26 protein-coding genes are annotated in these 24,335 nt (G+C 71.1%); 17 read left to right on the top strand and 9 right to left on the bottom strand.

From position 1 onward, the window contains the following. Positions 1–190: 190 nt before the first annotated feature. The gene (locus WJM95_RS07460) at positions 191–1,051 is read right to left on the bottom strand and encodes a class I SAM-dependent methyltransferase (protein ID WP_339128756.1); all 861 of its coding nucleotides are present in this window, start codon (positions 1,049–1,051) and stop codon (positions 191–193) included. Between the two features lie 320 nt (positions 1,052–1,371). On the opposite strand from WJM95_RS07460, the gene rpsA reads away from it, so the two are divergent. The 4 genes from rpsA (at position 1,372) to WJM95_RS07440 (ending at position 5,217) form a co-directional block, all read left to right on the top strand. Next, on the top strand, positions 1,372–2,871 hold the full coding sequence (gene rpsA / locus WJM95_RS07455; protein WP_339128754.1) for a 30S ribosomal protein S1: 1,500 nt from the start codon (positions 1,372–1,374) through the stop codon (positions 2,869–2,871). Positions 2,872–3,161: 290 nt separating this feature from the next. Continuing rightward, the gene (locus WJM95_RS07450) at positions 3,162–4,100 is read left to right on the top strand and encodes a PAC2 family protein (protein ID WP_339128753.1); all 939 of its coding nucleotides are present in this window, start codon (positions 3,162–3,164) and stop codon (positions 4,098–4,100) included. A 77-nt stretch (positions 4,101–4,177) separates the two neighbouring features. Further along, positions 4,178–4,786: a dephospho-CoA kinase gene (gene coaE / locus WJM95_RS07445; RefSeq protein ID WP_339128752.1), complete on the top strand. Its 609-nt coding sequence runs from the start codon at positions 4,178–4,180 to the stop codon at positions 4,784–4,786. A gap of 50 nt (positions 4,787–4,836) precedes the next feature. Next, entirely contained in the window at positions 4,837–5,217 is a 381-nt protein-coding gene (locus tag WJM95_RS07440; RefSeq protein WP_339128751.1) for a tetratricopeptide repeat protein, read from the top strand. A gap of 101 nt (positions 5,218–5,318) precedes the next feature. On the opposite strand, the gene WJM95_RS07435 is transcribed toward WJM95_RS07440, so the two are convergent. After that, on the bottom strand, positions 5,319–5,630 hold the full coding sequence (locus tag WJM95_RS07435) for a DUF6343 family protein (RefSeq protein ID WP_339128749.1): 312 nt from the start codon (positions 5,628–5,630) through the stop codon (positions 5,319–5,321). 92 nt (positions 5,631–5,722) lie between these two features. On the opposite strand from WJM95_RS07435, the gene WJM95_RS07430 reads away from it, so the two are divergent. The 3 genes from WJM95_RS07430 (at position 5,723) to WJM95_RS07420 (ending at position 8,113) form a co-directional block, all read left to right on the top strand. After that, positions 5,723–6,709 (top strand): acyltransferase domain-containing protein, encoded by a 987-nt coding sequence (locus WJM95_RS07430; RefSeq protein ID WP_339128747.1) that lies wholly within the window; start codon positions 5,723–5,725, stop codon positions 6,707–6,709. 173 nt (positions 6,710–6,882) lie between these two features. After that, complete coding sequence (locus WJM95_RS07425) at positions 6,883–7,632, top strand: class I SAM-dependent methyltransferase (protein WP_339128745.1); 750 nt, start codon at positions 6,883–6,885, stop codon at positions 7,630–7,632. Positions 7,633–7,663: 31 nt separating this feature from the next. Further along, positions 7,664–8,113 carry a DoxX family protein gene (locus WJM95_RS07420; protein WP_339128744.1) on the top strand — a complete coding sequence of 150 codons (450 nt, stop codon included), beginning with the start codon at positions 7,664–7,666 and terminating at the stop codon, positions 8,111–8,113. A 50-nt stretch (positions 8,114–8,163) separates the two neighbouring features. On the opposite strand, the gene WJM95_RS07415 is transcribed toward WJM95_RS07420, so the two are convergent. Further along, positions 8,164–8,946: an RNA-binding S4 domain-containing protein gene (locus tag WJM95_RS07415; RefSeq protein WP_339128743.1), complete on the bottom strand. Its 783-nt coding sequence runs from the start codon at positions 8,944–8,946 to the stop codon at positions 8,164–8,166. Between the two features lie 134 nt (positions 8,947–9,080). Between WJM95_RS07415 and WJM95_RS07410 the strand changes: the two genes are divergently transcribed. The 3 genes from WJM95_RS07410 to WJM95_RS07400 all read left to right on the top strand — a co-directional run bounded on the left by WJM95_RS07410 (position 9,081) and on the right by WJM95_RS07400 (position 12,841). After that, complete coding sequence (locus WJM95_RS07410) at positions 9,081–10,433, top strand: M20/M25/M40 family metallo-hydrolase (RefSeq protein WP_339128742.1); 1,353 nt, start codon at positions 9,081–9,083, stop codon at positions 10,431–10,433. A 19-nt stretch (positions 10,434–10,452) separates the two neighbouring features. Continuing rightward, on the top strand, positions 10,453–11,985 hold the full coding sequence (locus WJM95_RS07405; RefSeq protein ID WP_339128740.1) for a YfcC family protein: 1,533 nt from the start codon (positions 10,453–10,455) through the stop codon (positions 11,983–11,985). Between the two features lie 82 nt (positions 11,986–12,067). Next, positions 12,068–12,841: a uracil-DNA glycosylase gene (locus WJM95_RS07400; protein WP_339128739.1), complete on the top strand. Its 774-nt coding sequence runs from the start codon at positions 12,068–12,070 to the stop codon at positions 12,839–12,841. Positions 12,842–12,905: 64 nt separating this feature from the next. On the opposite strand, the gene WJM95_RS07395 is transcribed toward WJM95_RS07400, so the two are convergent. Further along, the gene (locus WJM95_RS07395) at positions 12,906–13,310 is read right to left on the bottom strand and encodes a RidA family protein (RefSeq protein WP_339128737.1); all 405 of its coding nucleotides are present in this window, start codon (positions 13,308–13,310) and stop codon (positions 12,906–12,908) included. Between the two features lie 184 nt (positions 13,311–13,494). Here WJM95_RS07395 and WJM95_RS07390 point away from each other — a divergent pair, with 184 nt between their 5' ends. The 3 genes from WJM95_RS07390 (at position 13,495) to WJM95_RS07380 (ending at position 16,963) form a co-directional block, all read left to right on the top strand. Then, positions 13,495–14,232 (top strand): hypothetical protein, encoded by a 738-nt coding sequence (locus WJM95_RS07390; protein WP_339128735.1) that lies wholly within the window; start codon positions 13,495–13,497, stop codon positions 14,230–14,232. 572 nt (positions 14,233–14,804) lie between these two features. After that, positions 14,805–16,679 carry an FUSC family protein gene (locus WJM95_RS07385; protein ID WP_339128734.1) on the top strand — a complete coding sequence of 625 codons (1,875 nt, stop codon included), beginning with the start codon at positions 14,805–14,807 and terminating at the stop codon, positions 16,677–16,679. Positions 16,680–16,789: 110 nt separating this feature from the next. Next, positions 16,790–16,963 (top strand): hypothetical protein, encoded by a 174-nt coding sequence (locus tag WJM95_RS07380; RefSeq protein WP_339128732.1) that lies wholly within the window; start codon positions 16,790–16,792, stop codon positions 16,961–16,963. 40 nt (positions 16,964–17,003) lie between these two features. Here WJM95_RS07380 and WJM95_RS07375 read toward each other — a convergent pair whose 3' ends face one another. Further along, positions 17,004–17,450 (bottom strand): hypothetical protein, encoded by a 447-nt coding sequence (locus tag WJM95_RS07375; RefSeq protein WP_339128731.1) that lies wholly within the window; start codon positions 17,448–17,450, stop codon positions 17,004–17,006. Further along, on the bottom strand, positions 17,447–18,304 hold the full coding sequence (locus tag WJM95_RS07370) for an ATP-binding protein (RefSeq protein ID WP_339128730.1): 858 nt from the start codon (positions 18,302–18,304) through the stop codon (positions 17,447–17,449). Before WJM95_RS07370 ends, WJM95_RS07375 begins: the two co-directional genes overlap by 4 nt. Positions 18,305–18,564: 260 nt before the next feature. Between WJM95_RS07370 and WJM95_RS07365 the strand changes: the two genes are divergently transcribed. Next, positions 18,565–19,425, top strand: coding sequence for a helix-turn-helix transcriptional regulator (locus tag WJM95_RS07365; RefSeq protein ID WP_339128729.1), 861 nt, complete (start codon positions 18,565–18,567; stop codon positions 19,423–19,425). Next, positions 19,426–19,704: a DUF397 domain-containing protein gene (locus WJM95_RS07360; RefSeq protein WP_339128727.1), complete on the top strand. Its 279-nt coding sequence runs from the start codon at positions 19,426–19,428 to the stop codon at positions 19,702–19,704. It begins immediately after the preceding gene. A 150-nt stretch (positions 19,705–19,854) separates the two neighbouring features. Here WJM95_RS07360 and WJM95_RS07355 read toward each other — a convergent pair whose 3' ends face one another. From WJM95_RS07355 to WJM95_RS07345, 3 genes are all read right to left on the bottom strand, one after another. Continuing rightward, positions 19,855–21,348, bottom strand: a complete 1,494-nt coding sequence (locus WJM95_RS07355; protein WP_339128725.1) for a glutamate synthase subunit beta — start codon at positions 21,346–21,348, stop codon at positions 19,855–19,857. Between the two features lie 242 nt (positions 21,349–21,590). Beyond that, entirely contained in the window at positions 21,591–22,070 is a 480-nt protein-coding gene (locus tag WJM95_RS07350) for an anthrone oxygenase family protein (protein WP_339128723.1), read from the bottom strand. A 174-nt stretch (positions 22,071–22,244) separates the two neighbouring features. Continuing rightward, the gene (locus tag WJM95_RS07345; RefSeq protein WP_339128722.1) at positions 22,245–22,940 is read right to left on the bottom strand and encodes a DUF2293 domain-containing protein; all 696 of its coding nucleotides are present in this window, start codon (positions 22,938–22,940) and stop codon (positions 22,245–22,247) included. Between the two features lie 75 nt (positions 22,941–23,015). On the opposite strand from WJM95_RS07345, the gene WJM95_RS07340 reads away from it, so the two are divergent. Next, positions 23,016–23,657, top strand: coding sequence for a uridine kinase (locus WJM95_RS07340; protein ID WP_339128720.1), 642 nt, complete (start codon positions 23,016–23,018; stop codon positions 23,655–23,657). Positions 23,658–23,880: 223 nt separating this feature from the next. Continuing rightward, the gene (locus WJM95_RS07335; protein WP_339128718.1) at positions 23,881–24,318 is read left to right on the top strand and encodes a CBS domain-containing protein; all 438 of its coding nucleotides are present in this window, start codon (positions 23,881–23,883) and stop codon (positions 24,316–24,318) included. The last annotated feature ends 17 nt before the right edge of the window (positions 24,319–24,335 follow it).

Raw genomic sequence — 24,335 nt, 5'->3', positions numbered from 1 at the left:
GACGGTGTCCACGCGCGCGTGCCGCATCCAGGGACTGGGTCCGTGCGCGCGTGCCACATCCAGCGACAGGGTCCACGCGCGTGGAGCATCCCGGTACGACGAAGGGGAGCCGGTTCGGCTCCCCTTCGTCGCTGTTCTCACCTCGGACCGTTCCTCACGGACCCCGTCCGTTCCACCAGGACCGCGTGCCTCAGTCCCGTTCGCACACGAAGATCGCCGTGCCCGGGATGAGGTTGCCGCGCAGCGGGGACCAGCCGCCCCACTCCTGGGTGTTCCAGGCGGGCCACTCGGGCTCGACGACGTCGACCAGACGGAAGCCGCCGGCCACCACGTCACGCACCCGGTCGCCGAGCGTCCTGTGGTGCTCCACGTAGACCGCGCGGCCCTCCTCGTCCTGCTCCACGTACGGGGTGCGGTCGAAGTAGGACGCCGACACCGTCAGGCCCTCGGGACCCGGCTCGTCCGGGAACGCCCAGCGGACCGGGTGCGTGACGGAGAAGACGAAACGCCCGCCGGGGCGCAGCACCCGGCGGACCTCCCTCAGCACCAGCACCGGGTCGGCGACGAAGGGCAGCGCCCCGTACGCCGAGCACGCGAGGTCGAAGGAGCCGTCCGCGAACGGCAGGGCGCTCGCGTCCGCCTCCACGAGCGGCACGGAGCCCCCGATGCGCAGCGCGTGCTGGAGTTGGCGGTGGGAGAGGTCAAGGGCCACGGGGCGCGCGCCCTGTCCGGCCAGCCAGCGCGAGCACTGTGCCGCGCCGGCGCCGATCTCCAGGACGTCCTTGTCCTTGAGGTCCTCCGCGGGGCCCAGCAGCTCGGCCTCCACCTCGTCGAGGCCCTCGGGGCACCACACGAACCGGTCGTCGCCGAGGAACGTGCCGTGTTCGATCTGGTAGTCGTCCGCGTTCCGGTCCCACCAGCCCCGATTCGCCCGGGAACTCTCGATGAGGTCCGCGTCACGTCGGGTGGCTTCCGGTTCGAACGGTTCGGGCTCTTGGATGATCGGCTCCCTCGTCGTACTCTTCCGTCCAACCCGTCTCGGGCGTGTCACGACAGAGGCGTCCTACTGCCCGCGTGGCCTTGTGAGACAGGTCTTGTGCCGGGATTGCGGCGATCCGCCCCGGGTGTGCGCCTTCGCGCATTGACCCTGCCCGGCTGCCCCCGTATGCTACAAGTTGCGCTGCGGGCCTGCGCTCCTCAGACATAGCAGGCTGTGCTCGCATCTGTATGTATGTCCCCTCGGTTTTCGAGGCGCCTTCCGGCTGTGCCGGGTTGGGCGCTTCCTTGGCTGTCCGGCTTCTACAGGGCGAAACGGGCTCCCGGCGTAAGCAGTACCTACGACTCACTGTCCGTACCGGAGCCCTTTCCCACATGACGAGCAGCACCGAGACCACCGCCACCACCCCGCAGGTTGCGGTCAACGACATCGGTAACGAGGAAGCCTTCCTCGCCGCGATCGACGAGACGATCAAGTACTTCAACGACGGCGACATCGTCGACGGCGTCATCGTGAAGGTCGACCGGGACGAGGTCCTGCTCGACATCGGTTACAAGACCGAAGGTGTCATCCCGAGCCGCGAGCTCTCGATCAAGCACGACGTCGACCCGAACGAGGTCGTCAAGGTCGGCGACGAGATCGAGGCCCTGGTTCTCCAGAAGGAGGACAAGGAAGGCCGCCTGATCCTCTCGAAGAAGCGTGCCCAGTACGAGCGCGCCTGGGGCACCATCGAGAAGATCAAGGAAGAGGACGGCATCGTCACCGGCACCGTCATCGAGGTTGTCAAGGGTGGTCTCATCCTTGACATCGGCCTCCGTGGCTTCCTGCCGGCTTCTCTCGTCGAGATGCGCCGTGTCCGCGACCTCCAGCCCTACGTGGGCAAGGAGCTCGAGGCCAAGATCATCGAGCTGGACAAGAACCGCAACAACGTGGTCCTGTCCCGCCGCGCCTGGCTGGAGCAGACCCAGTCCGAGGTTCGCCAGACGTTCCTCACCACCCTCCAGAAGGGTCAGGTCCGCTCCGGCGTCGTCTCCTCGATCGTCAACTTCGGTGCCTTCGTGGACCTGGGTGGCGTCGACGGTCTGGTGCACGTCTCCGAGCTCTCCTGGAAGCACATCGACCACCCCTCCGAGGTTGTCGAGGTCGGCCAGGAAGTCACCGTCGAGGTCCTCGACGTCGACATGGACCGCGAGCGCGTCTCCCTGTCGCTCAAGGCGACGCAGGAAGACCCGTGGCAGCAGTTCGCCCGGACGCACCAGATCGGTCAGGTCGTCCCGGGTAAGGTCACGAAGCTCGTTCCGTTCGGTGCGTTCGTCCGCGTGGACGAGGGCATCGAGGGTCTGGTCCACATCTCCGAGCTGGCCGAGCGCCACGTGGAGATCCCGGAGCAGGTCGTCCAGGTCAACGACGAGATCTTCGTCAAGGTCATCGACATCGACCTCGAGCGTCGTCGCATCAGCCTCTCGCTGAAGCAGGCCAACGAGTCCTTCGGTGCCGACCCGGCCTCGGTCGAGTTCGACCCGACCCTGTACGGCATGGCCGCGTCGTACGACGACCAGGGCAACTACATCTACCCCGAGGGCTTCGACCCCGAGACCAACGACTGGCTCGAGGGCTTCGAGGCTCAGCGCGAGGTGTGGGAGAACCAGTACGCCGAGGCGCAGCAGCGCTTCGAGCAGCACCAGGCTCAGGTCATCAAGTCCCGCGAGGCCGACGCGCAGGCCGAGGCCGAGGGTGCCACCTCCACGAGCGCGGCTCCGGCCGCCTCCGGTGGCGGTTCCTACTCCTCGGAGTCGGACGACAACTCCGGCGCCCTGGCGTCGGACGAGGCGCTCGCCGCCCTCCGCGAGAAGCTCGCCGGCGGCCAGAGCTGAAAGCTCACCGCTAGCAAGTAGCTGAAAGAAGCGGGCCCGCACCGATCCGGTGCGGGCCCGCTTTGCTGTCGGGTCCCCTCGTTCCGCGGGGCCCGCTCTGCTGTCGGATCCGTCGTTCCGCCGGGCCCGCTTCGCCGTCAGGTTCGCTCGGCTTGTGGCGGGCACTTCGTCTCCGTGCGGCCCGTTTCCCTTGCGTCCGGCCCACTTTGGTCCCCGGTCGCGCCACGGGACGGGAATGTCGGCGCTTCGTGCCACGTTGTCCAGGAGGAACACGAGGAGGAGCGGTCACAGTGCTTGATCCGCAGGGTTTGTACGCATGGGAGCCGAAGGGCCTGGCCGTCGTCGACATGGCGCTGGCCCAGGAGTCGGCAGGTCTTGTCATGCTCTACCACTTCGACGGATACATCGACGCGGGCGAAACCGGCGAGCAGATCGTCGACCGGGTGCTCGACTCGCTGCCCCATCAGGTCGTGGCCCGCTTCGACCACGACCGGCTCGTGGACTACCGCGCCCGCCGTCCGCTGCTGACGTTCAAGCGCGACCGCTGGACCGAGTACGAGGAGCCGACCCTGGAGGTGCGGCTCGTGCAGGACGCCACGGGTGCGCCCTTCCTGCTGCTGTCGGGACCCGAACCGGACACCGAGTGGGAGCGCTTCGCCGCCGCCGTCCAGCAGATCGTGGAACGGCTCGGGGTCCGCCTTCTGGTCAACTTCCACGGGATCCCCATGGGCGTCCCGCACACCCGCCCGGTGGGTCTCACCCCGCACGGCAACCGCACCGACCTGGTGCCCGGCCACCGCAGCCCGTTCGACGAGGCGCAGGTTCCCGGAAGCGCCGAGTCGCTCATCGAGTACCGCCTCATGGAGGCCGGCCACGACGTGCTCGGTGTCGCCGCCCATGTGCCCCACTACATCGCGCGTTCTCCGTATCCGGACGCGGCGCTGACCGTCCTTGAGTCCATCACGGCCGCGACCGGCCTGGTGCTCCCCGGGATAGCGCACGCCCTGCGGACCGAGGCACACCGCACGCAGACCGAGATCGACCGTCAGATCCAGGAGGGCGACGAGGAACTCGTCGCGCTCGTCCAGGGACTGGAGCACCAGTACGACGCCGCAGCGGGCGCCGAGAGCCGCGGCAACATGCTCGCGGAGCCGGTCGACATCCCCTCGGCGGACGAGATCGGCCAGGAGTTCGAGCGCTTCCTGGCGGAACGCGAAGGCGACGCCTGACCCCTTCCTCCCCGGTTCCCGGGGCTTCCGGGCCCCGGAGGGAGTGACTGTCAGTGGCAGGCCCTAAGCTGCCAGGCATGCTGAAGGTGGGCCTGACCGGCGGTATCGGCGCCGGCAAGAGCGAAGTGTCACGGCTGCTCGTCGAGCACGGCGCGGTACTGATCGACGCCGACAGGATCGCGCGGGAGGTCGTAGCGCCCGGAACTCCCGGGCTGGCGGCGGTCGTCGAGGCCTTCGGCGCGGACGTCCTGGCTCCGGACGGGAGTCTGGACCGGCCGAAGCTCGGCTCGATCGTCTTCGCCGACCCGAAGAAGCTCGCCGTCCTGAACTCGATCGTGCACCCCCTGGTCGGCAGCCGCTCCCGCGCGCTGGAGGACGCCGCGCCCGAAGAGGCCGTGGTCGTCCACGACGTGCCCCTGCTCGCGGAGAACGGTCTGGCCGCTCTGTACGACCTCGTGATCGTCGTCGACGCCCGCCCCGAGACCCAGCTCGACCGCCTCGTGCGGCTGCGCGGCATGACCGAGGAGGACGCCCGAGCGCGCATGGCGGCCCAGGCCTCGCGCGACAAGCGCCTGGCGATCGCGGACATCGTCATCGACAACGACGTGGCGCTGGAGGAACTGCGACGGCGCGTAGGGGACGTATGGGCCGATCTCGTGCGCAGAGCCCGTACACCCCAGGAATAGCGTCCCTCCGAAGGGGCGTTGAACCCTTGCAGCGAGGGAAGGACTCTGCCGTGCCCGAGACCAGCGGATCGATCGGACGTACTCCCGAGACGCACGTCATCGACTTCCGCGCCGCCGAGCAGTTGCTCGCCGCGCGCGACCCCCGGGGTGCGGTGAAGCTGCTCGACCCCGTCATCGCCGCCCACCCGGAGAACACGGCGGCCCGGCTGCTGCGTGCGCGCGCCTTCTTCGCCGCCGCGCAACTGCGGCCCGCCGAGCTGGAGTTCACGATCGTTCTGGAGCGCGAGCCGGACAACGCGTTCGCTCACTTCGCGCTCGCCCGCACCTATGAACGCCAGCGGCGCCCCGAGCAGGCGAAGCGGCACTTCAGACTGGCGGCAGCGCTCGACCCCAAGCCGCAGTATTTGGAAGCCGCCCGCTTCGACTCGTAAAGCGACCACTGCGGGGCGGCGCGGGGTGGCGCTTCCATCGGCGGGGCCCGACCGCGGGGGCAGCGTGTCCGCGGGAGCCGGCGTGACCGCCCGGCCGGATTTCAGGGGTGCGACGGCCTCGACGGCCGACGACGCTCCGGCGGCCGGTAACGGCGCCGCTCGTCCACGGGCTCGTACGGCGGGACGTCACGGCCCGGCTGGTAGTGCGGTCCCTGCCTGATGTGCCGAAGAATCATGGTCATGTCGACCGTGACGACCACCCACAGCACGGCGCACGCGGCGGCCCACCCGGGCCGGCCCACGAGGATGAACGCGACCGTCCCGAAGACGGCCCAGATCAGGCCCCAGACGCTCAGCCAGAAGCGCATCCGCAGAGCACTGCGCGCTGTCACCGGTTCACTGCCCGTACGCATCAGGATCACCACTCCTACGAGGAAACGTACTCTTCGTGGTGCACGTTCACCAAGGGAGAGCGGTCGCCCGACGGCCGCCGGGGGAGGCGACGGTGCTGCTGGAAACGCTGCGGGCGGACGCGAGGACCGCGGAGTGGCTGAGGGACCTGGAGAGCGAGGACTGCGACCTGCGGGAAGCGGTGCTCCCGGACGCCGACGCACTGCCCGACATCCTGCTCGACCTCTCCGTGCCCCATGAACACATCAACGACCTCGTCGCCCTGCGGGCCAAGCTCGCCGCCGAACCGGAGGCCATGACCCTCCTCGCACGCTGCGTCACCCGCTTCGTGCGGGACATGGGAGGCATCGGGAAAGGCTGGGAACCGCCCGCCTTCCCCGAGACGGCGGGTCTTCTCGGGCGCTGCTTCCACCTGTATGTCTTCATTGTGGCGCTCCCGTATGTCCGCGCCCATCACAAAGAACGCGGGGTGCCCGAGGACGTCTCGCGGCGCACGCTCGCCGACCTCGGCCGGCATGTGTCCGTGCACCACAGAAGAGCTGGCGGCCCCGGACTGCTGTTTCCCTGGTGGCTCGCCCTGCATTTCCACGGCGAGCTGTTCCAGCTGGGCCGGCTCCAGTTCCAGCGGGTGCTGCTGGGACGGCGCACGGCCGCGGCGCTTGCGGCTTCGGGACCGGCCCCCGACCCCGGCACCCCCTGTCTGAGCCTGCACATCACCGACTTCCGCGGCCCGCTCTCCCCCGCCGCGTGCGACCGTTCGCTCGCCCTGGCCCGGGAGTTCTTCGCCCGCCACTATCCGGAGGAGCGCCATGAGACAGCCGTCTGCGACTCCTGGCTGCTCGACCCGCAGCTGAAGCGCTATCTGCCGGCCGACTCCAACATCATTCGCTTCCAGGACCGCTTCCACCTGCTGGACGAGGAGCGGACTCCGGACGACACCCTGCCCATCGGGTTCGTCTTCGGCGATCCGGACCTCCCGCTCGACGAACTGCCTCGGCGGAACAGCGTCGAGCGCGCGGTGGCCGACCATCTGCGCGGGGGCGGGCACTGGTACGGAGGACGCGGCTGGTTCGCGCTCTAGGGCGGGCCCCCGATTCCCGCACGTCCGGCCACGCGAATCGCCGGACAGGAACTCGCCCGTCCCACCGGTCCGGAGTTCGAACGGGGAGCCTCTCGAACACATCACTCGAACGAGTGACAGGGGGGAGGAACGGGCCCACGGAGGCCGTCCGTTGGACGGGTATGAGGATCGAAATGCGTGAGGGATGCGAAGGCACGGGACCCGGTGCCATCACACCGGACGGCTGCGCGGTCGAGCTCTACGCCCGCCTCCCCGTCGGAACCGAACCGGACGTCATCACCGCCGCGGTGCCCGCCGCCGCGCACATCCTGGAACTGGGCAGCGGGGTCGGCAGGATGACCCACCCGCTCCTCGAACTCGGTTTCGCGGTCACGGCGGTGGACGAGTCCGCCGACATGCTGGAACACGTCCGAGGGGCGCGCCGGATACGCGGCAGCATCGAGGGCCTCGACCTCGGCGAGACCTTCGACGTCGTTCTGCTGGCGTCGTTCCTCGTGCACGCCGGTGACATCCGGGTGAGACGGGCGATCCTGGACACCTGCGCCCGCCATGTGGCGGACGACGGCTGTGTGTTGATCCAGCGCGAGGGCGAGAACTACCACACCGACGTGCCACGCGAGCGCAAGGATCCGTCCGGATTCGTCGTCCGCATCCTGTCCGCCGAACCGGTCGGGGACGGAGTCGACTCGGTGCGCGCGGAATACACGTTCCCGGACGCCACCTGGACCCAGACGTTCCTGTCCCGCGAGCTGACGAAGGACGCCTTCGAAGAGGCCCTGGCGGAGGCGGGGCTCAAGGTCGACCGGTATCTGACGGAGGACGGGATGTGGGTGAGGGCCGTGAAGGGATCAGCGCCGGTCGGACGGCACACATCCCCTTCGGCGCCGATGAGTTCTCGGTGGTTCCCCGGTCTACCCCTGTGAAAGCAACCACCGCTTCCCACAGGAGAACACCGTGTCCGAGACCAGCCTCCCCCTGAACGCCACCCGGGCCGCCGTCACCCCCCGATCCCGGGCCGCCCGTGTCTCCCTGACCGCCCTTCAGGTCGTGCTCGGCCTGTTCTACGCGTTCGCGAGCGCCCTTCCGAAGCTGATCGCCCACCCCTCGGCGACGGAAGCGTTCGACAAGCTGGGCTGGGGCCACACCGGTATGTACATCATCGGAGCCCTCGAACTCGCCGGAGGACTCGCCCTGTTGGTCCCGCTGCTGGACTCCGTGGCCGCGACGGCGCTCAGCGCGTTGATGGTGGGCGCGTTCATCGTCAACGTCACCGTCGTCCACGGACCCTATGTGGCGACCCCGCTCATCCTGATGCTGCCGCTCGGACTGATCGCCTGGGCCAGGCGCGGCCACACGGCCGAACTGCTCCGCCTGGTGCGCCTGCGGACGGGACGCGCGGTGTGACGGCGGGCGTCGTGCCGCTCGTCACTGCGGAACGGCGGGCGGCAGCGGCTTCAGTGGCGGGAGGAGCCCGTGGGCCCGTTCGTGCCCGAGGACCTGGCCGGGCCGGTGGGTCCCGTGGAGGGGCCCGAGGTCCGGACGGGGCCTGAGGAACCGGTCTGCATTCCCCGCAGGCGTTCCATGTCGCGGCGGTCCCGCTTGGTCGGGCGTCCCGCGCCCCGGTCCCGGACACCGGCCGGAGCCACGGCCTCGCGCGGCGGGGGCGGCGGACTGTTGTCGACGAAGCATTCGGCGGCCACGGGAGCGCCGACCCGCTTGCGGATCACACGCTTCACGATGACGACCCGTTCACGGCCCTCGTGCCAGACGCGTACCTCGTCGCCGACCCGGACCGAGTACGCGGGCTTGACGCGCTCCCCGTTGACCCGAACATGACCGCCCTTGCAGGCCGTCGCACCGATCGAGCGGGTCTTGACGAGACGCACGGACCAGATCCAGGCGTCGACCCGCACGCTCTCGCCGCCGGCGGGCGCGGCGGCGACGGCGGCCTCGACTGCGGCGGCGTTCCCGGAAGCCGCGCCGGCTCCGTCCTTCGTTCCCGCGCCGGCACCGGGTCCCGTCCCGGAAGCGGTCCTCGAAGCAGTGCCGGGACCGTTTCCGGCAGCGGTCCTGGAGCCCGTCCTCGAAGTGGCCCCGGGGTCGTCGCCGGAGTCTTTTCCGGAGGTGTGCCCGGCGCCGGGGCCTGAGCCGGTCGTGGCGGCCCCACCGCCGTCCGCGCAGCGCCCGCCCGCGGGGCCCGCGCCCTTCGTCTCCCGGTCAGCACCCTGAGAAGCCATGACCCGACTCTAATGCCCGTGGCTCGGCACACCGCATGCCTTTTCCGTCGCACGGACCACACCGGATGCGTGGCCCTCCGGGCGGGCGGAGGCTGTCGGTGACGCCGTGCGGGGAACAGGAGAGGGGCCCGAGGGTGCAGACAGCAGCGAAGGTCGACGCGTTGATGGACGGTCTGCGCGCCGATCTGGAGCGCCTCGCGGCCATCCCCTCCGTCGCCTTTCCAGGCTTCCCGGCCGAGCCCGTGCGTGAGGCCCACGATCTCCTCGTGGGACTGCTGCGGGATGCCGGGGTGGAGCGCGTCGAGAGCATCGATCTCCCCGGTACCGCCCCCGTGATCTTCGGGGAGATCCCGCCGCCGGACCCCGCCGCGCCGACCGTCCTGCTCTACTCGCACTACGACGTGCAGCCGCCCGGCGACGAGAAGCTGTGGTTGTCGCCGCCCTTCGAGCCGACCCCCGTCGAGGGCGGGCTCCGGGCCCGCGGGATCGCCGACGACAAGTCCAACGTGATCGCCCACCTGGGCATGCTCCGGGCGTACGAGGGGCGGCCTCCGGTCGGGGTGAAGATCGTCTTCGAGGGGCAGGAGGAGTACGGCAGCCCCTTCGACGACTATCCGCCCAGTGATCCTGAGCGGTTCGCTTGCGACGCCATGGTCATCGCCGACCTGGGCAACCTCCGCCCCGGCACCCCCACCCTGACCACCGGGCTGCGGGGCGCGGCCGAGGTCGTGGTCGAGGTGCGCACCCTCCAGGAACCCCGGCACAGCGGCGAGTTCGGCGGTGCCGCGCCGGACGCGCTGATCGTGCTCCTGACCGCCCTGTCCACGCTGCACGATGTGCACGGCGACGTGGCCGTCGCGGGGCTGAGGCGTGAGCCGTGGAGCGGAACGACGTACACCGAGGACGAGTTCCGCGAACTCGCCGGGGTCCGCGAGGGGGTCCCGCTGATCGGCAGCGGGAGCCTCGGCGAGCGGCTGTGGAGCGGGCCCGCGATCACGGTCATCGGCCTGGACGCGCCGGGTGTCGAACACGCGGCCTCCGCCGTCGTCCCGTACGCCCGCGCCAAGCTCAACCTCCGCTTCCACCCGCGCCAGGACGCCAAGGAGGCGCGCGCCAGGCTGGTCGACCACCTCAGCTTGCTGCGGCCCTTCGGTATCCCGCTCACGGTCACACCGGGGGACACGGGCCCCGGGTACGAGGCATCGACGGGCGGTCCCGCCTACCGCGCCGCGCTCACCGCGCTGCGCGAGGCCTGGGGCGAGGACGCGTCGTACGTCGCGACCGGAGGGTCGATCCCGCTGGTCAACGGGCTCGCACGCGCCGCGCCCGACGCCGAGGTGCTGCTCTTCGGGGCGCAGGACAGCATGTGCAATCTGCACGCCCCGAACGAATGCGTCCTGTTCTCCGAACTGCGCAACACGGTCGTGGCGATGTGCGCGTTCGTACGGGAATACGCCGAAGGCTTCCGCGCGCGGGCGGACGCCTGAGCCGGGACAGGGCGGTCCGGTGACCACCCCGACCGGCACCGAGGCGCCCGCCGCCGAAGAGCCGCCGCACCAGCGCAGGTTCACGTTCCCGAGCGCGCTGACCGTCCTCGCGATCGTCACGATCGCCGTGTGGGCGCTGGCGTTCCTGATCCCGGCGGGGCAGTACGACCGTACGCCCGAGGGCAGGCCGATCCAGGGCACGTACCACCGGGTCGACTCGGGCCAGAGCTTCGTCGACCGCCTGAACGACCTCTTCCTGTCGCCCGTCAACGGCCTCTACGGAATCCTGGACGAGAAGACCGCGCGGGTCGGGCCGGATTTCGCCGGTGAACTGTACGGCAGCGCGGGCGTGTTCCTCTTCGTGCTCGCCATCGGGGCGTTCATCACGGTGGTGTTCGCGACAGGTGCCCTCGACCGGGGGATCGGCCTCCTCGCCCACCGGTTGCGGGCGCGCGGGGCATTGCTCATCGCGGGCATCATGCTGGTGTTCTCGGTGCTGGGAACGGTGGAGGGCTTCGCCGAGGAGACGCTGGGGTTCTACGGACTGATCGTGCCGTTGATGCTGGCGCTCGGCTACGACCGGATGGTGGCGGTCGGCACGATCATCCTCGGGGCCGGCATCGGGGTGCTCTGCTCGACGGTGAACCCCTTCGCCACGGGCGTCGCCTCGTCCGCCGCCGGCATCTCGCTCGGCGACGGCATCGTGCTGCGGTTCGTGATGTGGGTCGTGCTGACGGCGGTCACGATCACGTACGTCATCCGGTACGCCCACCGGGTGCGGAAGGACCCGGAACGTTCCATCACCGGGTTCCTGCCGGGGGACCGCGAGCACGCCCGGGAAGCGGCCGGTGAGGTTCCGGAGCTGACGGGTCTGCACAAGGCGGTCCTCGTCACCACGGGGCTGGTCTTCGCCTTCATGATCTTCTCCGTCGTGCCGTGGTCCAGCGCGCTCAGCGGCAAGGCGGACGCGCGGCCGTACGGGTTCGAGCTCGGCTGGTCCTTCCCGGAACTGGCCGCCCTGTTCCTGTGCGCGGCGGTGCTGGTCGGGGTGGTGGCGCGGATGGGCGAGCAGAAGCTGAGCGCGACGATCGTCCAGGGCGCCGCGGATTTCATGTCACCGGCGCTGGTGATCGTGCTGGCCCGCGGAGTCACCGTGATCATGAACAACTCGAAGATCACCGACACGGTCCTGCACTCCATCGAGGGCGTGGTGGAGGGCACCTCCTCCAGTCTTTTCGCGATCATCGTCTTCGTCGTGAACCTGCCGCTGGCCTTCCTCATCCCCTCCACCTCGGGCCACGCGACCCTCGCCATGCCGATCCTGGCCCCGCTCGCGGACTTCGCGGGTGTCTCCCGCGCGGTCGTCGTCACCGCCTGGCAGGCCGCCAGCGGCTGGATGAACCTCTGGGTCCCCACCACGGCCGTCACCATCGGCGGCGTCGCCCTCGCCAAGGTCGGCTACGACAAGTACCTCCGCTTCATCTGGCCCCTCCTCGCCATCCTGTTCCTGCTGATCTGCGGGTTCCTGGCGCTCGGGGCGGAGATGACCTAGAGGGACGGCGGGGGAGAGGGGAGAGGGGTGAAGGGTGGAGAGCGGGGACCGGGCGCGGGCCGAGCGGTCGTACGGTGGTGACATGGACAGCGGCGCTCCGGCGGAGGGCGCGGCCGGCTCCGCCGACCTCGCGGTGCTCGACACGCGGATCGCCGGCTGCCGGGCCTGCCCGCGGCTCGTCGTCTGGCGCGAAGAGGTGGCCACCGTCAGGCGTGTCGCCTTCGCCGACCAGACGTACTGGGGGCGCCCGGTGCCCGGGTTCGGGCCGCCCGACGCCTCTCTGCTCCTTCTCGGGCTCGCCCCCGCCGCGCACGGCGGCAACCGGACCGGGCGGATGTTCACCGGGGACCGGTCGGGTGACGTGCTGTACGCGGCGCTGCACGACGTCGGGCTCGCCTCCCAGGGCACCTCGGTGAGCGCGGACGACGGACTGGAGCTGTACGGGGTGCGCGTCACCTCTCCCGTGCACTGCGCGCCTCCCGCCAACAAGCCGACGCCCCAGGAGCGGGACACCTGCCGGCCCTGGCTCGTCAGGGAACTGGGGTTGCTGCGGCCGACGGTGCGCGCGGTGGTCGTCCTCGGGGCCTTCGGCTGGCAGGCCGCGCTGCCCGCCCTCGCGGAGGCGGGGTGGACGGTGCCGCGGCCCCGTCCGGTGTTCGCCCACGGGGCCCGGGTGACGCTCGTACGACAACCGGAACGGGACGACGCGCGTGCCGGTCCCGCTTTTGTCGAGCTCTTCGGGTGCTTCCACGTCAGTCAGCGGAACACCTTCACCGGGCGGCTCACGCCCGCGATGCTGCGGCAGGTGCTGGTCACGGCGGCGGGGGCCGCGGGACTGACGACACGTTCCGCGTAGGCGCAGGCCACGCGCCGGCCACGCGTCGGGTGGGGCACCGGCCACGCGTCGGGGCGACCGCCGGCTACGCGCCGGGGACGACGGCGGTCGCCGTGATCTCCACGAGCTGTCCGGTGTAGCCGAGACAGGCCACCCCGAGCAGGGTCGAGGAGTGCGGGCCGATGCTCAGCCCCGACGCCTCGACGACGTCCCAGACCGCGGACAGCACCGCGGTCTCAGAGCTGACGACATACACGTCGGTGGACACGACATGGGCCATGTCGCTCCCCACGGCCCGCAACTGCTCGTCGAGGTTGGCCAGTACCTGCTCGGCCTGGCGTACGGGGTCGCCGGGGCCGACCAGCTCTCCGTCGGCGTCGAGGGGCACGGACCCGGCGAGGAAGGCCAGCTTCGTCCCCGCCTCGACGACGGACGCGTGCGCGTAGACGGGCGGAGTGAAGAGAGTGGGAACAGTGACACGCTGGACCATGGGGGCTCCCTGTGGACGGCGCCGACGAGGTGATGGACAACCTCCCGATGATGCGCGCGCGGCCACGACCCGCGCATCCCGATTACCCCCGGGGCACCCGGGCGTCGGCGAGGGTCGTGCGGCAGTCGCCGCCCGGCGAATAATGCCTCGAACGATCGCCACCGCCGCTGCTACGGTCACCGACGTGGCGAAACTCAATCAGATCATCGCAGTGGAGAAGGGCATCAAGTCCAAGTCCCATCAGGACCTGACGGCTGCTCATCACGGTCTCCAGAAGCCCGCGTTGCTCGCGGGCATCTCGCGGACCTACCAGCCGAAGGACGAGGAGGGCGAGCAGCTTCCGCCCGAGTCGACCCGGGTCCAGGTGCAGGCCGAGGACGTGCTGCGGGACACCGCGGCGACCCTCACCCGGCTGTTCGACGTGACCGCCACCAAGGACTGGGCCAACTGCGCGGCACGCGCCGATGTGGTGGTGGACGGGCGGGTGCTCGTCGCCGACGTGCCGGTGTCCTATCTGCTCTTCCTCGAGAAGCAGCTCACCGATCTCAACACCTTCGTACGCAAGCTGCCCGTCCTCGACGCCTCGGAGTCCTGGGTGCGGGACCCGTCCACCGACGCGTGGAAGACCGAGCCGGTGCGCACCCTCCGTACGAAGAAGGTCCCCCGCAACCACGTCAAGGCCGAGGCCACCGAGAAGCACCCGGCCCAGGTCGAGGTGTACTACGAGGACATCCCCGTCGGCTACTGGACGACCGTCAAGTTCTCCGGCGCCCTGCCCGCGCGGCGCGTGAACGAACTCCTCGACCGGGTCGAGAAGGTGCAGCAGGCGGTCAAGTTCGCCCGCGAGGAGGCCAACGGCACGGACGTCGTCGACCAGCGCGTCGGCGACGCGGTTTTCGGCTACCTGTTCGCACAGGGGTAGCCTCTGAACTCCCCGGCCACAACGCACGACGGCCGGGGTGCGCGAGGAGCGCAAGCTGAACCTGAGGCTTGTCGTGAATGCACGGTTCCAGTGGAGGTTCGAGTCCTCCCCGCGGCACCACAGAACACTCCGGACGACGAAGTGTTCACGCGCCGCGGTAGCCCAACCGGCAGAGGCAGACCGTGATCAATCTCAGACTATTGCTCCAGACTCAGTATTCGCCGCCGATCGCCGGATCGAACGGGCCCAGGCCCCAGTACGCCGAGATGCTGGTTCAAGTCCAGTCCGCGCAGCTCGATGCGTGGTGGTCCAAAGGCAGGACGCGGCGACATAACGACTGACCTGGGTTCTCAAGCGTGCCGGCGTGCGACATGGCGGCATCTCAGGGTCCGGGGGCCGGCTACGCCCTCGGACCCGCTCCTCTCCTCCCTCCCGAAGCACCCGGCCCGTGAAATGTCACATCGTGGAAATCCCCGCGTTCGTGGTCCACGGGCAACGACCACTACCCTGGTCACGACACGAGCCCGGCCGACGTCGCCCGAAGGCACCCGCCCTCGCCCGACAGGAGCCCCGTGCGTCCCACCCCCCTCGCCGTACCGCCCTGGCTCGCCCATGCCCTGCGCGCCCAGCGCGGACCGGTCCCCTGGAACGCGGTCCTGCGCGGCGCGCTGGCCGCCGGGCCGCTGCTGCTCGTGGCCGTGCTGAGCGGCCGTACCTCCCTCGGAGTGATCGCCGCGCTCGGCGCCATGCTGGCGGGGATCAACGACAGGCCGGGCAGCCGGCGCGTCGCCGTCGAACGGCTCGGGGTACCGGCCCTCGCCGGAGCCGCCGGTCTGCTCATCGGCTCGTACGCCGGACAACACACCGGCGCCGTGACCCTCACCCTCCTCTTCACCGGCCTCGGACTCCTCGCCGGAGCCGTCAGCGCCGTGGGACCCGTGGCCTCCGGGGCCGGGACCCAGCTGCTGGTCACCTCGGCCATCGGGGCCGGGATGCCGCTGCCCGAACCGGGATGGGTACGCGCACTGTTCTTCCTCGGAGGGGCCGGCTGGCTCCTCGTCCTGCGGCTTGCGCTGCCCACGACCGCGGTGAACACCGGCGACTACCGCTTCGACGGCGAGCGCGACGCCGTCGCCGGTGTGTACGACGCCGTCGCCCGGCTGCTCCTCGCCGTGGGCGGACCCGACGCGAGCCGGCGGCGCGTCGCACTGACCGCCGCCCTCGACCAGGCACAGGACGCGCTCACCGGGCCCCGGCTGCGGCGCTACGCGAGCTCGGCGGCCGAACGGCGGCTGCACGCCCAGTACGCCGCCGCCCTGCCGCTCGCCGAGGCCGCGACCGCCCTCGCCTGGGCCGGCGAAGCGGTGCCCGAACGGGCCGCGGAGGGGCCTGCGCGGCTCGCGGACGCCGTCCGCACCGGCGCGCCCACCGGTCCCCTGCCCGCGCCCGCCGTCCCCGGCGGCCGGTCAGGACCGCTCGGGAGCACACCCGTCGTGCCCGCGCTGCGCGCCCTCCACGACGCCCTGCTGCACGCCGCCGAGACCTTCGACCGCGGCTTCGGGAACGCCCTGCACGACAGGAGGCGAACCGCTGCCTCGCTGGTGCGCACCGCGCTCGGTTCCGCCGGGCGCGAGTACGGCATCCGGGTCGCCCTGTGCTTCGGCGCGAGCGTCGCCGTGGCCCAGGTCCTGCACCACGCGCGCTGGTACGGCGGCCACCCGCACTGGTACTGGCTCCCCGCGACCGCCGTCTTCCTCGTCAAGCCCGATCTGGGACCGCTCGCCTCGCGCGTGCTGTGCCGGGCGGCGGGAACCGTCCTGGGCGCGATCTCCTTCGCGGGGCTCGCGCCGCTGCTGCCGGGGCCGGGTGGCTTCGTCGCCCTGGTCGCGGTCAGCGGTGCCCTGATCCCGGTCGCCACCCGGCACTTCGCCGCGCAGACCGCCGTCGTCACGGTCCTCGTCCTCGCCCTCGTGATGGTCGGCGGCGAGCAGCAGGCCTCCTGGAACCGGATCGTGGAGACACTGCTGGCCTGCGCGATCGTGCTGCTGGTCGGGCATCTGCCGACACTCGGACAGCGCGGCGGGACCGTGCGGGCGCGGCTCACCCGGGCCGGCGAGGCCGCGGACGTCTATCTCGCCCATGTGCTGAACGACGGTACGGCCCGTGACCGTGCGGGCCGCTGGGTCCTGCGCCGGGAGGCCTACCGGGCGCTCGCCGAGGCCCGCGCGGCCATCGACCTGGCCGCGGCCGAACTCCCCGCGCTGGCACGGCACTCCGAGGGGACGGCCGCGGTCGCCGCCACCCTGGAACGGCTCGTCGACACGACCACGGCGTGCGCCGTGCAGCTCGACGACACCGGCCGGCTCACGCCCGTCCACAGCGAGCGGATCACCGAACTCCTCGGTGAACTGGCCGAACGGCGAAGGATCCTGGCTCCGCTCCGCTGACCCCGTTCCGATGCACGGTGTCGACTTCGTCTCAGTACCGTCACTGCCAGAGCCGTTCACCCCATGGCAGGCGTTTAACTCTCCACAGCAGTGCTACTTGGAGGTCAAGGGTGAACGGGCGAATGGTGCTGGAGCGTTTTCCCGCGGGCGGACCACGCGGGTCGTGGCCCGCGGAGGAGTTCGCGCAGGCGCGCCGTCAGGAGGGCCAGGCGGCGGAGGTCGTCATGGATCTCGCCTCCGACGCGTTCCTGGTCGTCGTGGGCGGTGTCGACGGAGTCGAGTGAGGGCCGGGCAGCCGGCGGGGCGTCTCGGTCGCGCCCGGCCTCATGTGCTGATCGGACGCGACCAGGCGGGTGTGGTGCCCGTGACCTGGCACAGGGCCAGATACAGGGGGATCGGCGGGGTGTACGGAAGCATGCCATCCGGTTTGTGGATGAGCCCGGGAATCCGGGGTGAGTCCGGCACGACGGCGCCCGTTGCGTAATGGGCGGGCGCCGGCCACTCCAGGGCGACATCGGAGTCGGAGGGAACGATCCACCACCAGTGCGCCGGGTCGGCGTACACGCAGCCCACGCGAGGCAGCCGCGACAGCAGCTGCGGTCCGAAGCGGGCGGGCACCGACACGGCGTCGCAGCCCAGCGGGACGTTCATGCCCTCGGGTACGGGCAGACGCCTCGGCGGCCCGGACCGTCGCCGTCCGCGGTTCACGCGGACCAGCGTGTCCAGGCTCAGGACCTGTGCCGCAGGCCCCGCCGCAGACGTACGACTCACAGCCTCTCCCGATCCCGATGGTGGTCCCGACTCTGTTCCCAGCGGTGCGGCCCCAGTTCCCGGCGGCGTGGATCCCTGGCCTCGCGGCCGCCCGGGGCGGAGAGCGACTGGGGGTTCCCCACGGTTCCCGCCCCCCAGGATCCCTCCGCCCCCGTGCCCCGACCGTCGTTCGGGGGCTTCTTCGCGCTCCAGCCGAGGTCGGCCCGCGGGGCGGTGTCCGCGGCGGGCGAGCCCGGTTCACGCGGGGCCTCGGCGGGCCGGCCGGCCGGCATCGAGACGACCCGGGCTCTCAACTCGGCTTCGGGTGCGTCCAGTCCGTGAAGGCCATGAAGGCCATGCGGGTCGTGCCGGTGGCCCGGCTCGTGCCGCTCGCTCCGGTCCTCGGGGGCGCCCGGTGCGAGCCGGGTCTCCTCGACGGTGCCGGCCGTGTTTTCGGCCCGGTCTGCCGTGCGTGCGATCTCCGCCCACACCAGCAGACCGGGCCCGGTGTCCTGGGCCCCCCAGGCCCTGGACACTGCCGCGACGAGAAGCAATCCCCTCCCGTGCTCCTCGTCGGGCCGTTGCGGAGAGGGGTGCGGCTCGCCCGGAGCGCACCCCTCGTCACCCACGGCTATGCGCAACCGGTCCCCCGCGTCGTGCAGTTCGCACACGACACGCTGCCCGGCGGCGTGCACGATCGCGTTGGTGACCAGTTCGGAGACCACGAGGGCCGCCGTGTCGCACGTGTCCTCGCACACCGCCCAGCCGGACAGGCGGGACCGGGTCAGGCGTCTCGCCTGAGCCACGGAGCCCGGGTGTGCGGCCAGTTCGAAGCGGAACCGGCGCTCGGCGACGGCACCGGGGTGCTGCCCCATGGCGGCACGGAGACCGAACCGGTCTCCGGCGGCGTCTGTTCCTAACGGCGCGGACGGAATCACGCTTGCCACTATCGCGTCGCCGCGAACACTTGGCAAGACTCACTCTGAAAAATGCAGAGTGCCGTGTGACGCTGTGGGGGCGCGTGGCACACTGCTGGCAACAGCAAGCCGAGCGGCGCCAGTTGGGATCGTCGAGGCGGACGAGGAAGAACCCGGACGGCGCCGAACGGGCTGCCCGGACTCAGTGGAGGTGGGACGTGAGCGAACCGCGGTCCGCGCCGACGGTCGGCCAGGTCGTTCTCGGACGGCGACTGCTGGACCTGCGGGAACGCGCGGGTCTCAAGCGCGAGGAGGCCGCGCGGATCCTGCGTGTCGCCCCCGCGACGGTCCGCCGGATGGAGATGGCCGAGGTCTCCCTCAAGATCCCCTATCTCCAGCTCCTGTTGAAGTCCTACGGCGTCGGGGACCAAGAGGCCGAGGCCTTCGTCCTGCTCGCGGAGGACGCCAACAAGCCCGGCTGGTGGCAGCGGTTCCACGACATCCTGCCCGACTGGTTCTCCATGCACGTCAGCCTGGAGGGCGCCGCCTCCCTGCTGCGCTCGTACGAACCGCACTTCATCCCGGGCCTGTTGCAGACCGAGGACTACGCACGCGGTGTCCTGATGGCGGGCGCCATCGGGCAGACCCGGCCCGAGGACATCGAGCGCCATGTGGCGCTGCGCATGCAGCGCCAGGACCTGCTCACGCGTGAGGACGCGCCCCGGATCTGGGCCGTGATGGACGAGACGGTGCTGCGCCGCACCATCGGCGGCCCCGAGGTGATGCGTGCCCAGATCGACAAGTTGCTTCAGGCCACGAGGCTGCCCCATGTGACGTTGCAGGTGATCCCGTTCTCCTCGGGCCCGCACCCCGGCACGTACGGGCCCTTCGTGCTGTTCCGATTCGCCATGCCGGAACTCCCGGACATGGTCTACAGCGAGTACCTGACCGGCGCCGTCTACCTGGACGCGCGTTCCGAGGTGGCGACCCACCTGGAGGTCATGGACCGCATGGCGGCCCAAGCCGCCACGGCACATCGCACGAAGGAGATCCTCCGGGATCTCCGCAAGGAGCTGTGAATGGAACGCGTCACGCCGGAACGCATTAACCCGCACATAGGCAACGTGCGCATCTACAACGGAATGCCCGCCCGCGAACTCGGCAGCGAGGGCTGGCACAAACCGTGGAGCGGCGGCAACGGCGGCAACTGCCTGGAGGCGATGAAACTCGCCGACGGCCGCATCGCCGTGCGCCAGTCCGCCGACCCGGACGGCCCCGCTCTCATCTACACGCCCGGCGAGATGACCGCTTTCATCGAGGGCGCGAAGGCAGGGGAGGCGGACTTCCTTCTCTCCTGAACGACTTGTTTTGTTGTGCGCACTTTCCTTAATTTGATTCCGAGTTGATCACTTACCGCGCCGCGGGCTCCCCTGGACCGTCATGACGGTCATGACCGTCACTTCCGGTCAGGCCCGCGGTTCGCGGCACTTGTTGAGATCGGGGCCGTCTCAGGCGGTCAGGGGGCGGTCGTACGGTCCGATCGGCGCCGGCAGATGCGAGCGGGCCGCCCCCGTCAGTGCCCGGTCCACGGCCGAGGCGACCGCCCGGCCCTCGGCGATCGCCCACACGACGAGCGACTGCCCGCGCGCCGCGTCCCCGGCGGCGTACACCCCGGGAACGTTCGTGCCGAAGTCCGCGCCCCGGGCGATCGTGCCCCGTGGCTGGAGTTCGAGGCCCAGCTGGTCGATCAGGCCGTCGTGCCGGTCGGGGCCGAGGAAGCCGAGGGCGAGCAGGACGAGGTCGGCGGGCAGGATCCGCCCGGAACCGGGGACCGGGCGGCGCTGCCCGTCGACCTCGACGAGCCGCAGCGAGCGCACCCGGCCGTCCGCGTCACCCTCGAACCGGAGCGTGGACGCGGCGAAGAGCCGGGCGTCCGCGTCCGCGGCGGGTGCCGTGCCCAGCGCGCCGGCCTCCTCGTGCGCGGCCGAGAGCCGGTAGATCTTCGGATACGTCGGCCACGGCTCGGCGTCCTCGTCGCGCTCGGCGTCCGGCTGGGCGTAGATGTCGAGCTGGGTCACGGAAGCGGCACCCTCGCGCACGGCCGTCCCCAGACAGTCGGCGCCCGTGTCACCGCCGCCGACGATCACCACGTGCCTGCCCGCCGCGGACAGCGGCGAGACCTCCAGATCTCCCTCGCAGACCCGGTCGGCCAGCGGAAGGTATTCCATCGCCTGGTGGATGCCGGACAACTGCCGTCCCGGCACGTCCAGTTCACGCCAGGCGGTCGCGCCGAGCGCCAGAACGACCGCGTCGTAGCGGGCTTTGAGCTCGGCGGCCCCGATGTCGGTCCCGATCGCCGTCGACGTGCGGAACTTGGTCCCCTCCGCGCGCATCTGCGCCAGCCGGCGGTCCAGATGCCGTTTCTCCATCTTGAACGCGGGGATCCCGTACCGCAGCAGGCCCCCGATCCGGTCGGCCCGCTCGTACACGGCCACGGTGTGTCCGGCCCGGGTCAACTGCTGAGCCGCGGCGAGCCCGGCGGGCCCCGACCCGACGACCGCGACCGTGCGTCCCGACAGACGGTCCGGCGGCCGTGGCGGCGTGAAGCCGTCCTCCCAGGCGCGGTCGGCGATGGCGACCTCGACGTTCTTGATGGTGACCGCCGGCTGGTTGATCGCCAGCACACAGCCCGCCTCGCAGGGAGCGGGGCACAACCGCCCGGTGAACTCGGGGAAGTTGTTCGTGGCGTGCAGCCGGTCGCTGGCCGCCCGCCAGTCGTCGCGCGAGACCAGGTCGTTCCACTCGGGGATCAGATTGCCCAGGGGACACGCCTCATGGCAGAACGGGATCCCGCAGTCCATGCAGCGGTCGGCCTGTTTCTCGATGATCGGCAGCAGGCCCCCGGGAACGTACACCTCGTCCCAGTCCCGCACCCGCTCCGTCACGGGCCGGCGCGGACACTCCTGGCGAGGTGTGGTCATGAAACCCTTGGGATCGGCCATGGCCGTCTCCCTCATGTACGCGTACGGGGGCCGGAGCCGCACGGCCGTCGGGCCTCGTCGGCCGCGGAACCCGGGCAGCACTCCTTTCCCGCCACGATACGTCGCCCGTGCACCTACCGCCGCCCCGGAGGCCGGCGGGCCGAGGGCTCGGACGGAGACGGTGAAGGGGCGGACGCCCGGCTCATCGGACGGGGTGGACGCCCTGCTGATCGGCCGGGGCGACGGAGGGGTGGACGTCCGGCTCAGGTGAGGGCGAGCGCGTACGACACCGCCGCCGCGGCCGAGGCGACGGTCCGGACGTGGTTCCACATCGTCCACTGGCGCACGAATATGGGCCAGTAGGCGTCGGCCTCCGGTGTCCCGGGGTCCAGCTTCAGCAGCGCGTCGTTGCGGGGGACGTTCGCCGCGATGGTCACCCCGAACGCCCCGAACAGATACAGCGCGCTGCCGAGCAGCAACTCCACCGTCCCGTCGGCCGGCAGCAGCACGAACGTCACCACGGCCAGCACCGAGCACAGCACCGCCGACCCGATGAACACCAGCATGAACGGGGGGCGGACCGCGGCGACGTTGATCGCGTTCATCGCCGCCACCCCCTGCGCCGGAGGCAGCTGCGCGAGCGCTCTCATCACGAAGGTCGAGAACCCGCAGAACACCCCGGCCACCAGCCCGCAGCCCAGCACCCCCAGCAGAGTCAGCACGAAATACGGTCCATCGATCATGTCCACTCCCGTGTCGAACCGGCCGGACCCCAGAGCCTGCACAGCACCGGCCGTCATCTCAAGCGAAATCCCCCGCGCCGCCAAAGGCCATGGCCCAGCGACGCACCCCCATGCGCGACCGTCTCCCCACGCCCCCGGCCGTCTGGCCCCGCCCGCACCTGGGCTCCTGACCACTCACGCCCGCGCGGTGAAATCCTCGCGCCACTCCCAGAGCCTCGCGTCCACCGTGGCCGCGATCCGGCGGCGCGCCTCGTACCGCGGGACGCCGCTCATCAGCAGTTGGTCGTACGGCGTCTCGGTGTGCCGTACCGACGCCCGGACCGCCGCGGTCACCGCCGCCTCGGACAGCGCGCGGCCCGCCGAGCTCCGCCCGACCCGCCCACTGCCGCGCACCGAGGCATGGGCGGCGATCGCATGGGCCCGGTCGGCCGGACAGTGCGGGAACAGCCGGGATATCTCCCGCGCGAACGCCTCCGTGAAGCGGACGTCCTCCGCCTCCCGGCGCCGTGCGTCTCGTGCCCGGCGCCGTCGCCGCGCCTCGGCGTCCGCCAGGCAGCGTGCCTCGGCCAGGGCGAGCGCCGTCTCCTCGACCATGACCCCCTGCCGTTCGTAGCGCCCCCGGCGCCGGTTGAACCGCACCACCACGGCCGACAGCGCGCTGCCCTCGCGCGATCTGCGGGTGAGCGCAGTGTCGCCGCGCGGCAGGAACACCAGGTGTCCGAGATCGGCGCAGTCCAGACAGCGAGGCGACCCCTCCTCCAGCACCAGCAACGAGTGCGGGCCGCTCCGGCACTCGACACAGTGCCGCTTCCTGAGCGGCTGGACGACGAGCGGTCCGTGCCGGGGCGAGGGATGAGAGATCGGTGCCATACGCGGTTCTTTCCCCGGACCGGTGCCACATCTACGTCGTGGGGGCCGCCGGGTCCCCCGACGGCGCGCGGCATCATGGGACCCGTGCGACTCGAAGCGATCACCTGGGAACGGCTCGGCGACCACCTCGCCGATCGTCTGCTCGACCTGAAGCCGCAGGACGGCAGCCCCTGGCCACGGGTCGCCTTCGACGGAGCCCCGGCCGCGCACCCCGGCGAACTCGCCCGGCGCGTCTTCGAGGCACTGCGGGTCCGCGGCCGTCCCGCGCTGGTCGTCGGCACGGAGGACTTCCTGCGTCCCGCCTCGCTCCGGCTGGAACACGGCCACCAGGACGTCGAGGCCTATTACGACGGCTGGTTCGACACCGGTGCCCTGTGGCGCGAGGTCTTCGGCCCGCTGGAACCCGGCGGCGACGGCAGGGTCCTGCCCGACCTCCGTGACCCCGCCACCGACCGGGCCACCCGCAGTCCCTACGTCCAACTCCCGCCCGGCGGAATCCTGTTGCTCCACGGCCCCCTCCTGTTGCGTCACTGGTTCCCGTTCGACCTCAGCGTCCACGTACTCCTTTCCCCGGGTGCGCTCCGCCGCCGTACTCCCGAGCCGCAGCACTGGACCCTCCCCGCGTTCGCCCAGTACGAGAGCGAGGTGGGCCCGGACACGGCGGCCGACGTCCTGGTCCGGGCCGACGACCCCCGTCACCCGGCGTGGAACGGCTGACCGCGGGCCGGGGACGGCCGATCATCGAGCCGGGGCCGGCTGGCCGCGGCCGGGACGGCCCGATCTCGGGACGGGGGACGGCCGACCTCGCGCCCGGAGGACAGCCGACCGTGCCGGCCCTAGATCCAGGTGCGTGGCCGTTGGGGCACGGCGAGAATGAAGGGCGCCGGGACTAGCGGTGTGTTCCGCGCCGCGCCGGCCGTCCGGCACAGGGAGGTACTCCATGACCACCGCCGGAGACATCATGCACCGTGGTGCCCAGTGGATCCCCGCGCACGAGACCCTCGACCGCGCCGCCCAGCTGATGCGCGAGCTCAACGTGGGCGCGCTGCCCATCAGCGACCAGGACGAACGCCTCTGCGGCATCCTCACCGACCGCGACATCGTCGTCGGCTGTGTGGCCATGGGACATGATCCCGCACGGGTCACCGCGGGTGAGATGGCCCACGGCACACCGCGTTGGATCGACGCGGGCGCGGATGTCGGCGACGTGCTCCATGAGATGAAGGAGCACCAGATCCGCCGGCTTCCCGTGATCGACGACAAACGGCTCGTCGGCATGATCAGCGAGGCCGACCTCGCCCAGCACGTCAGTGACGAACAGCTCGCCGCCTGGGTCGAGAGCGTCTACGCGAGGGACACGGCAGGCGCGAGCGGCTGACCGCCGCCCGGTCGCCC

It is taken from the genome of Streptomyces sp. f51 (assembly GCF_037940415.1).
In the GTDB taxonomy this organism is placed as follows: domain Bacteria; phylum Actinomycetota; class Actinomycetes; order Streptomycetales; family Streptomycetaceae; genus Streptomyces.
This window is presented reverse-complemented; position numbering and strand designations above follow the sequence as displayed.

Bases quoted from the DNA above. Each gene is read 5' to 3' on its own strand.
- WJM95_RS07340 (WP_339128720.1), top strand. From the start codon at position 23,016: ATGGGACCCGTGCGACTCGAAGCGATCACCTGGGAACGGCTCGGCGAC.
- WJM95_RS07335 (WP_339128718.1), top strand. From the start codon at position 23,881: ATGACCACCGCCGGAGACATCATGCACCGTGGTGCCCAGTGGATCCCC.
- WJM95_RS07425 (WP_339128745.1), top strand. From the start codon at position 6,883: ATGCGTGAGGGATGCGAAGGCACGGGACCCGGTGCCATCACACCGGAC.
- WJM95_RS07415 (WP_339128743.1), bottom strand. From the start codon at position 8,946: ATGGCTTCTCAGGGTGCTGACCGGGAGACGAAGGGCGCGGGCCCCGCG.
- WJM95_RS07355 (WP_339128725.1), bottom strand. From the start codon at position 21,348: ATGGCCGATCCCAAGGGTTTCATGACCACACCTCGCCAGGAGTGTCCG.
- WJM95_RS07360 (WP_339128727.1), top strand. From the start codon at position 19,426: ATGGAACGCGTCACGCCGGAACGCATTAACCCGCACATAGGCAACGTG.
- WJM95_RS07370 (WP_339128730.1), bottom strand. From the start codon at position 18,304: ATGGGGCAGCACCCCGGTGCCGTCGCCGAGCGCCGGTTCCGCTTCGAA.
- WJM95_RS07395 (WP_339128737.1), bottom strand. From the start codon at position 13,310: ATGGTCCAGCGTGTCACTGTTCCCACTCTCTTCACTCCGCCCGTCTAC.
- WJM95_RS07400 (WP_339128739.1), top strand. From the start codon at position 12,068: ATGGACAGCGGCGCTCCGGCGGAGGGCGCGGCCGGCTCCGCCGACCTC.
- WJM95_RS07435 (WP_339128749.1), bottom strand. From the start codon at position 5,630: ATGCGTACGGGCAGTGAACCGGTGACAGCGCGCAGTGCTCTGCGGATG.
- rpsA (WP_339128754.1), top strand. From the start codon at position 1,372: ATGACGAGCAGCACCGAGACCACCGCCACCACCCCGCAGGTTGCGGTC.
- coaE (WP_339128752.1), top strand. From the start codon at position 4,178: ATGCTGAAGGTGGGCCTGACCGGCGGTATCGGCGCCGGCAAGAGCGAA.
- WJM95_RS07350 (WP_339128723.1), bottom strand. From the start codon at position 22,070: ATGATCGATGGACCGTATTTCGTGCTGACTCTGCTGGGGGTGCTGGGC.
- WJM95_RS07345 (WP_339128722.1), bottom strand. From the start codon at position 22,940: ATGGCACCGATCTCTCATCCCTCGCCCCGGCACGGACCGCTCGTCGTC.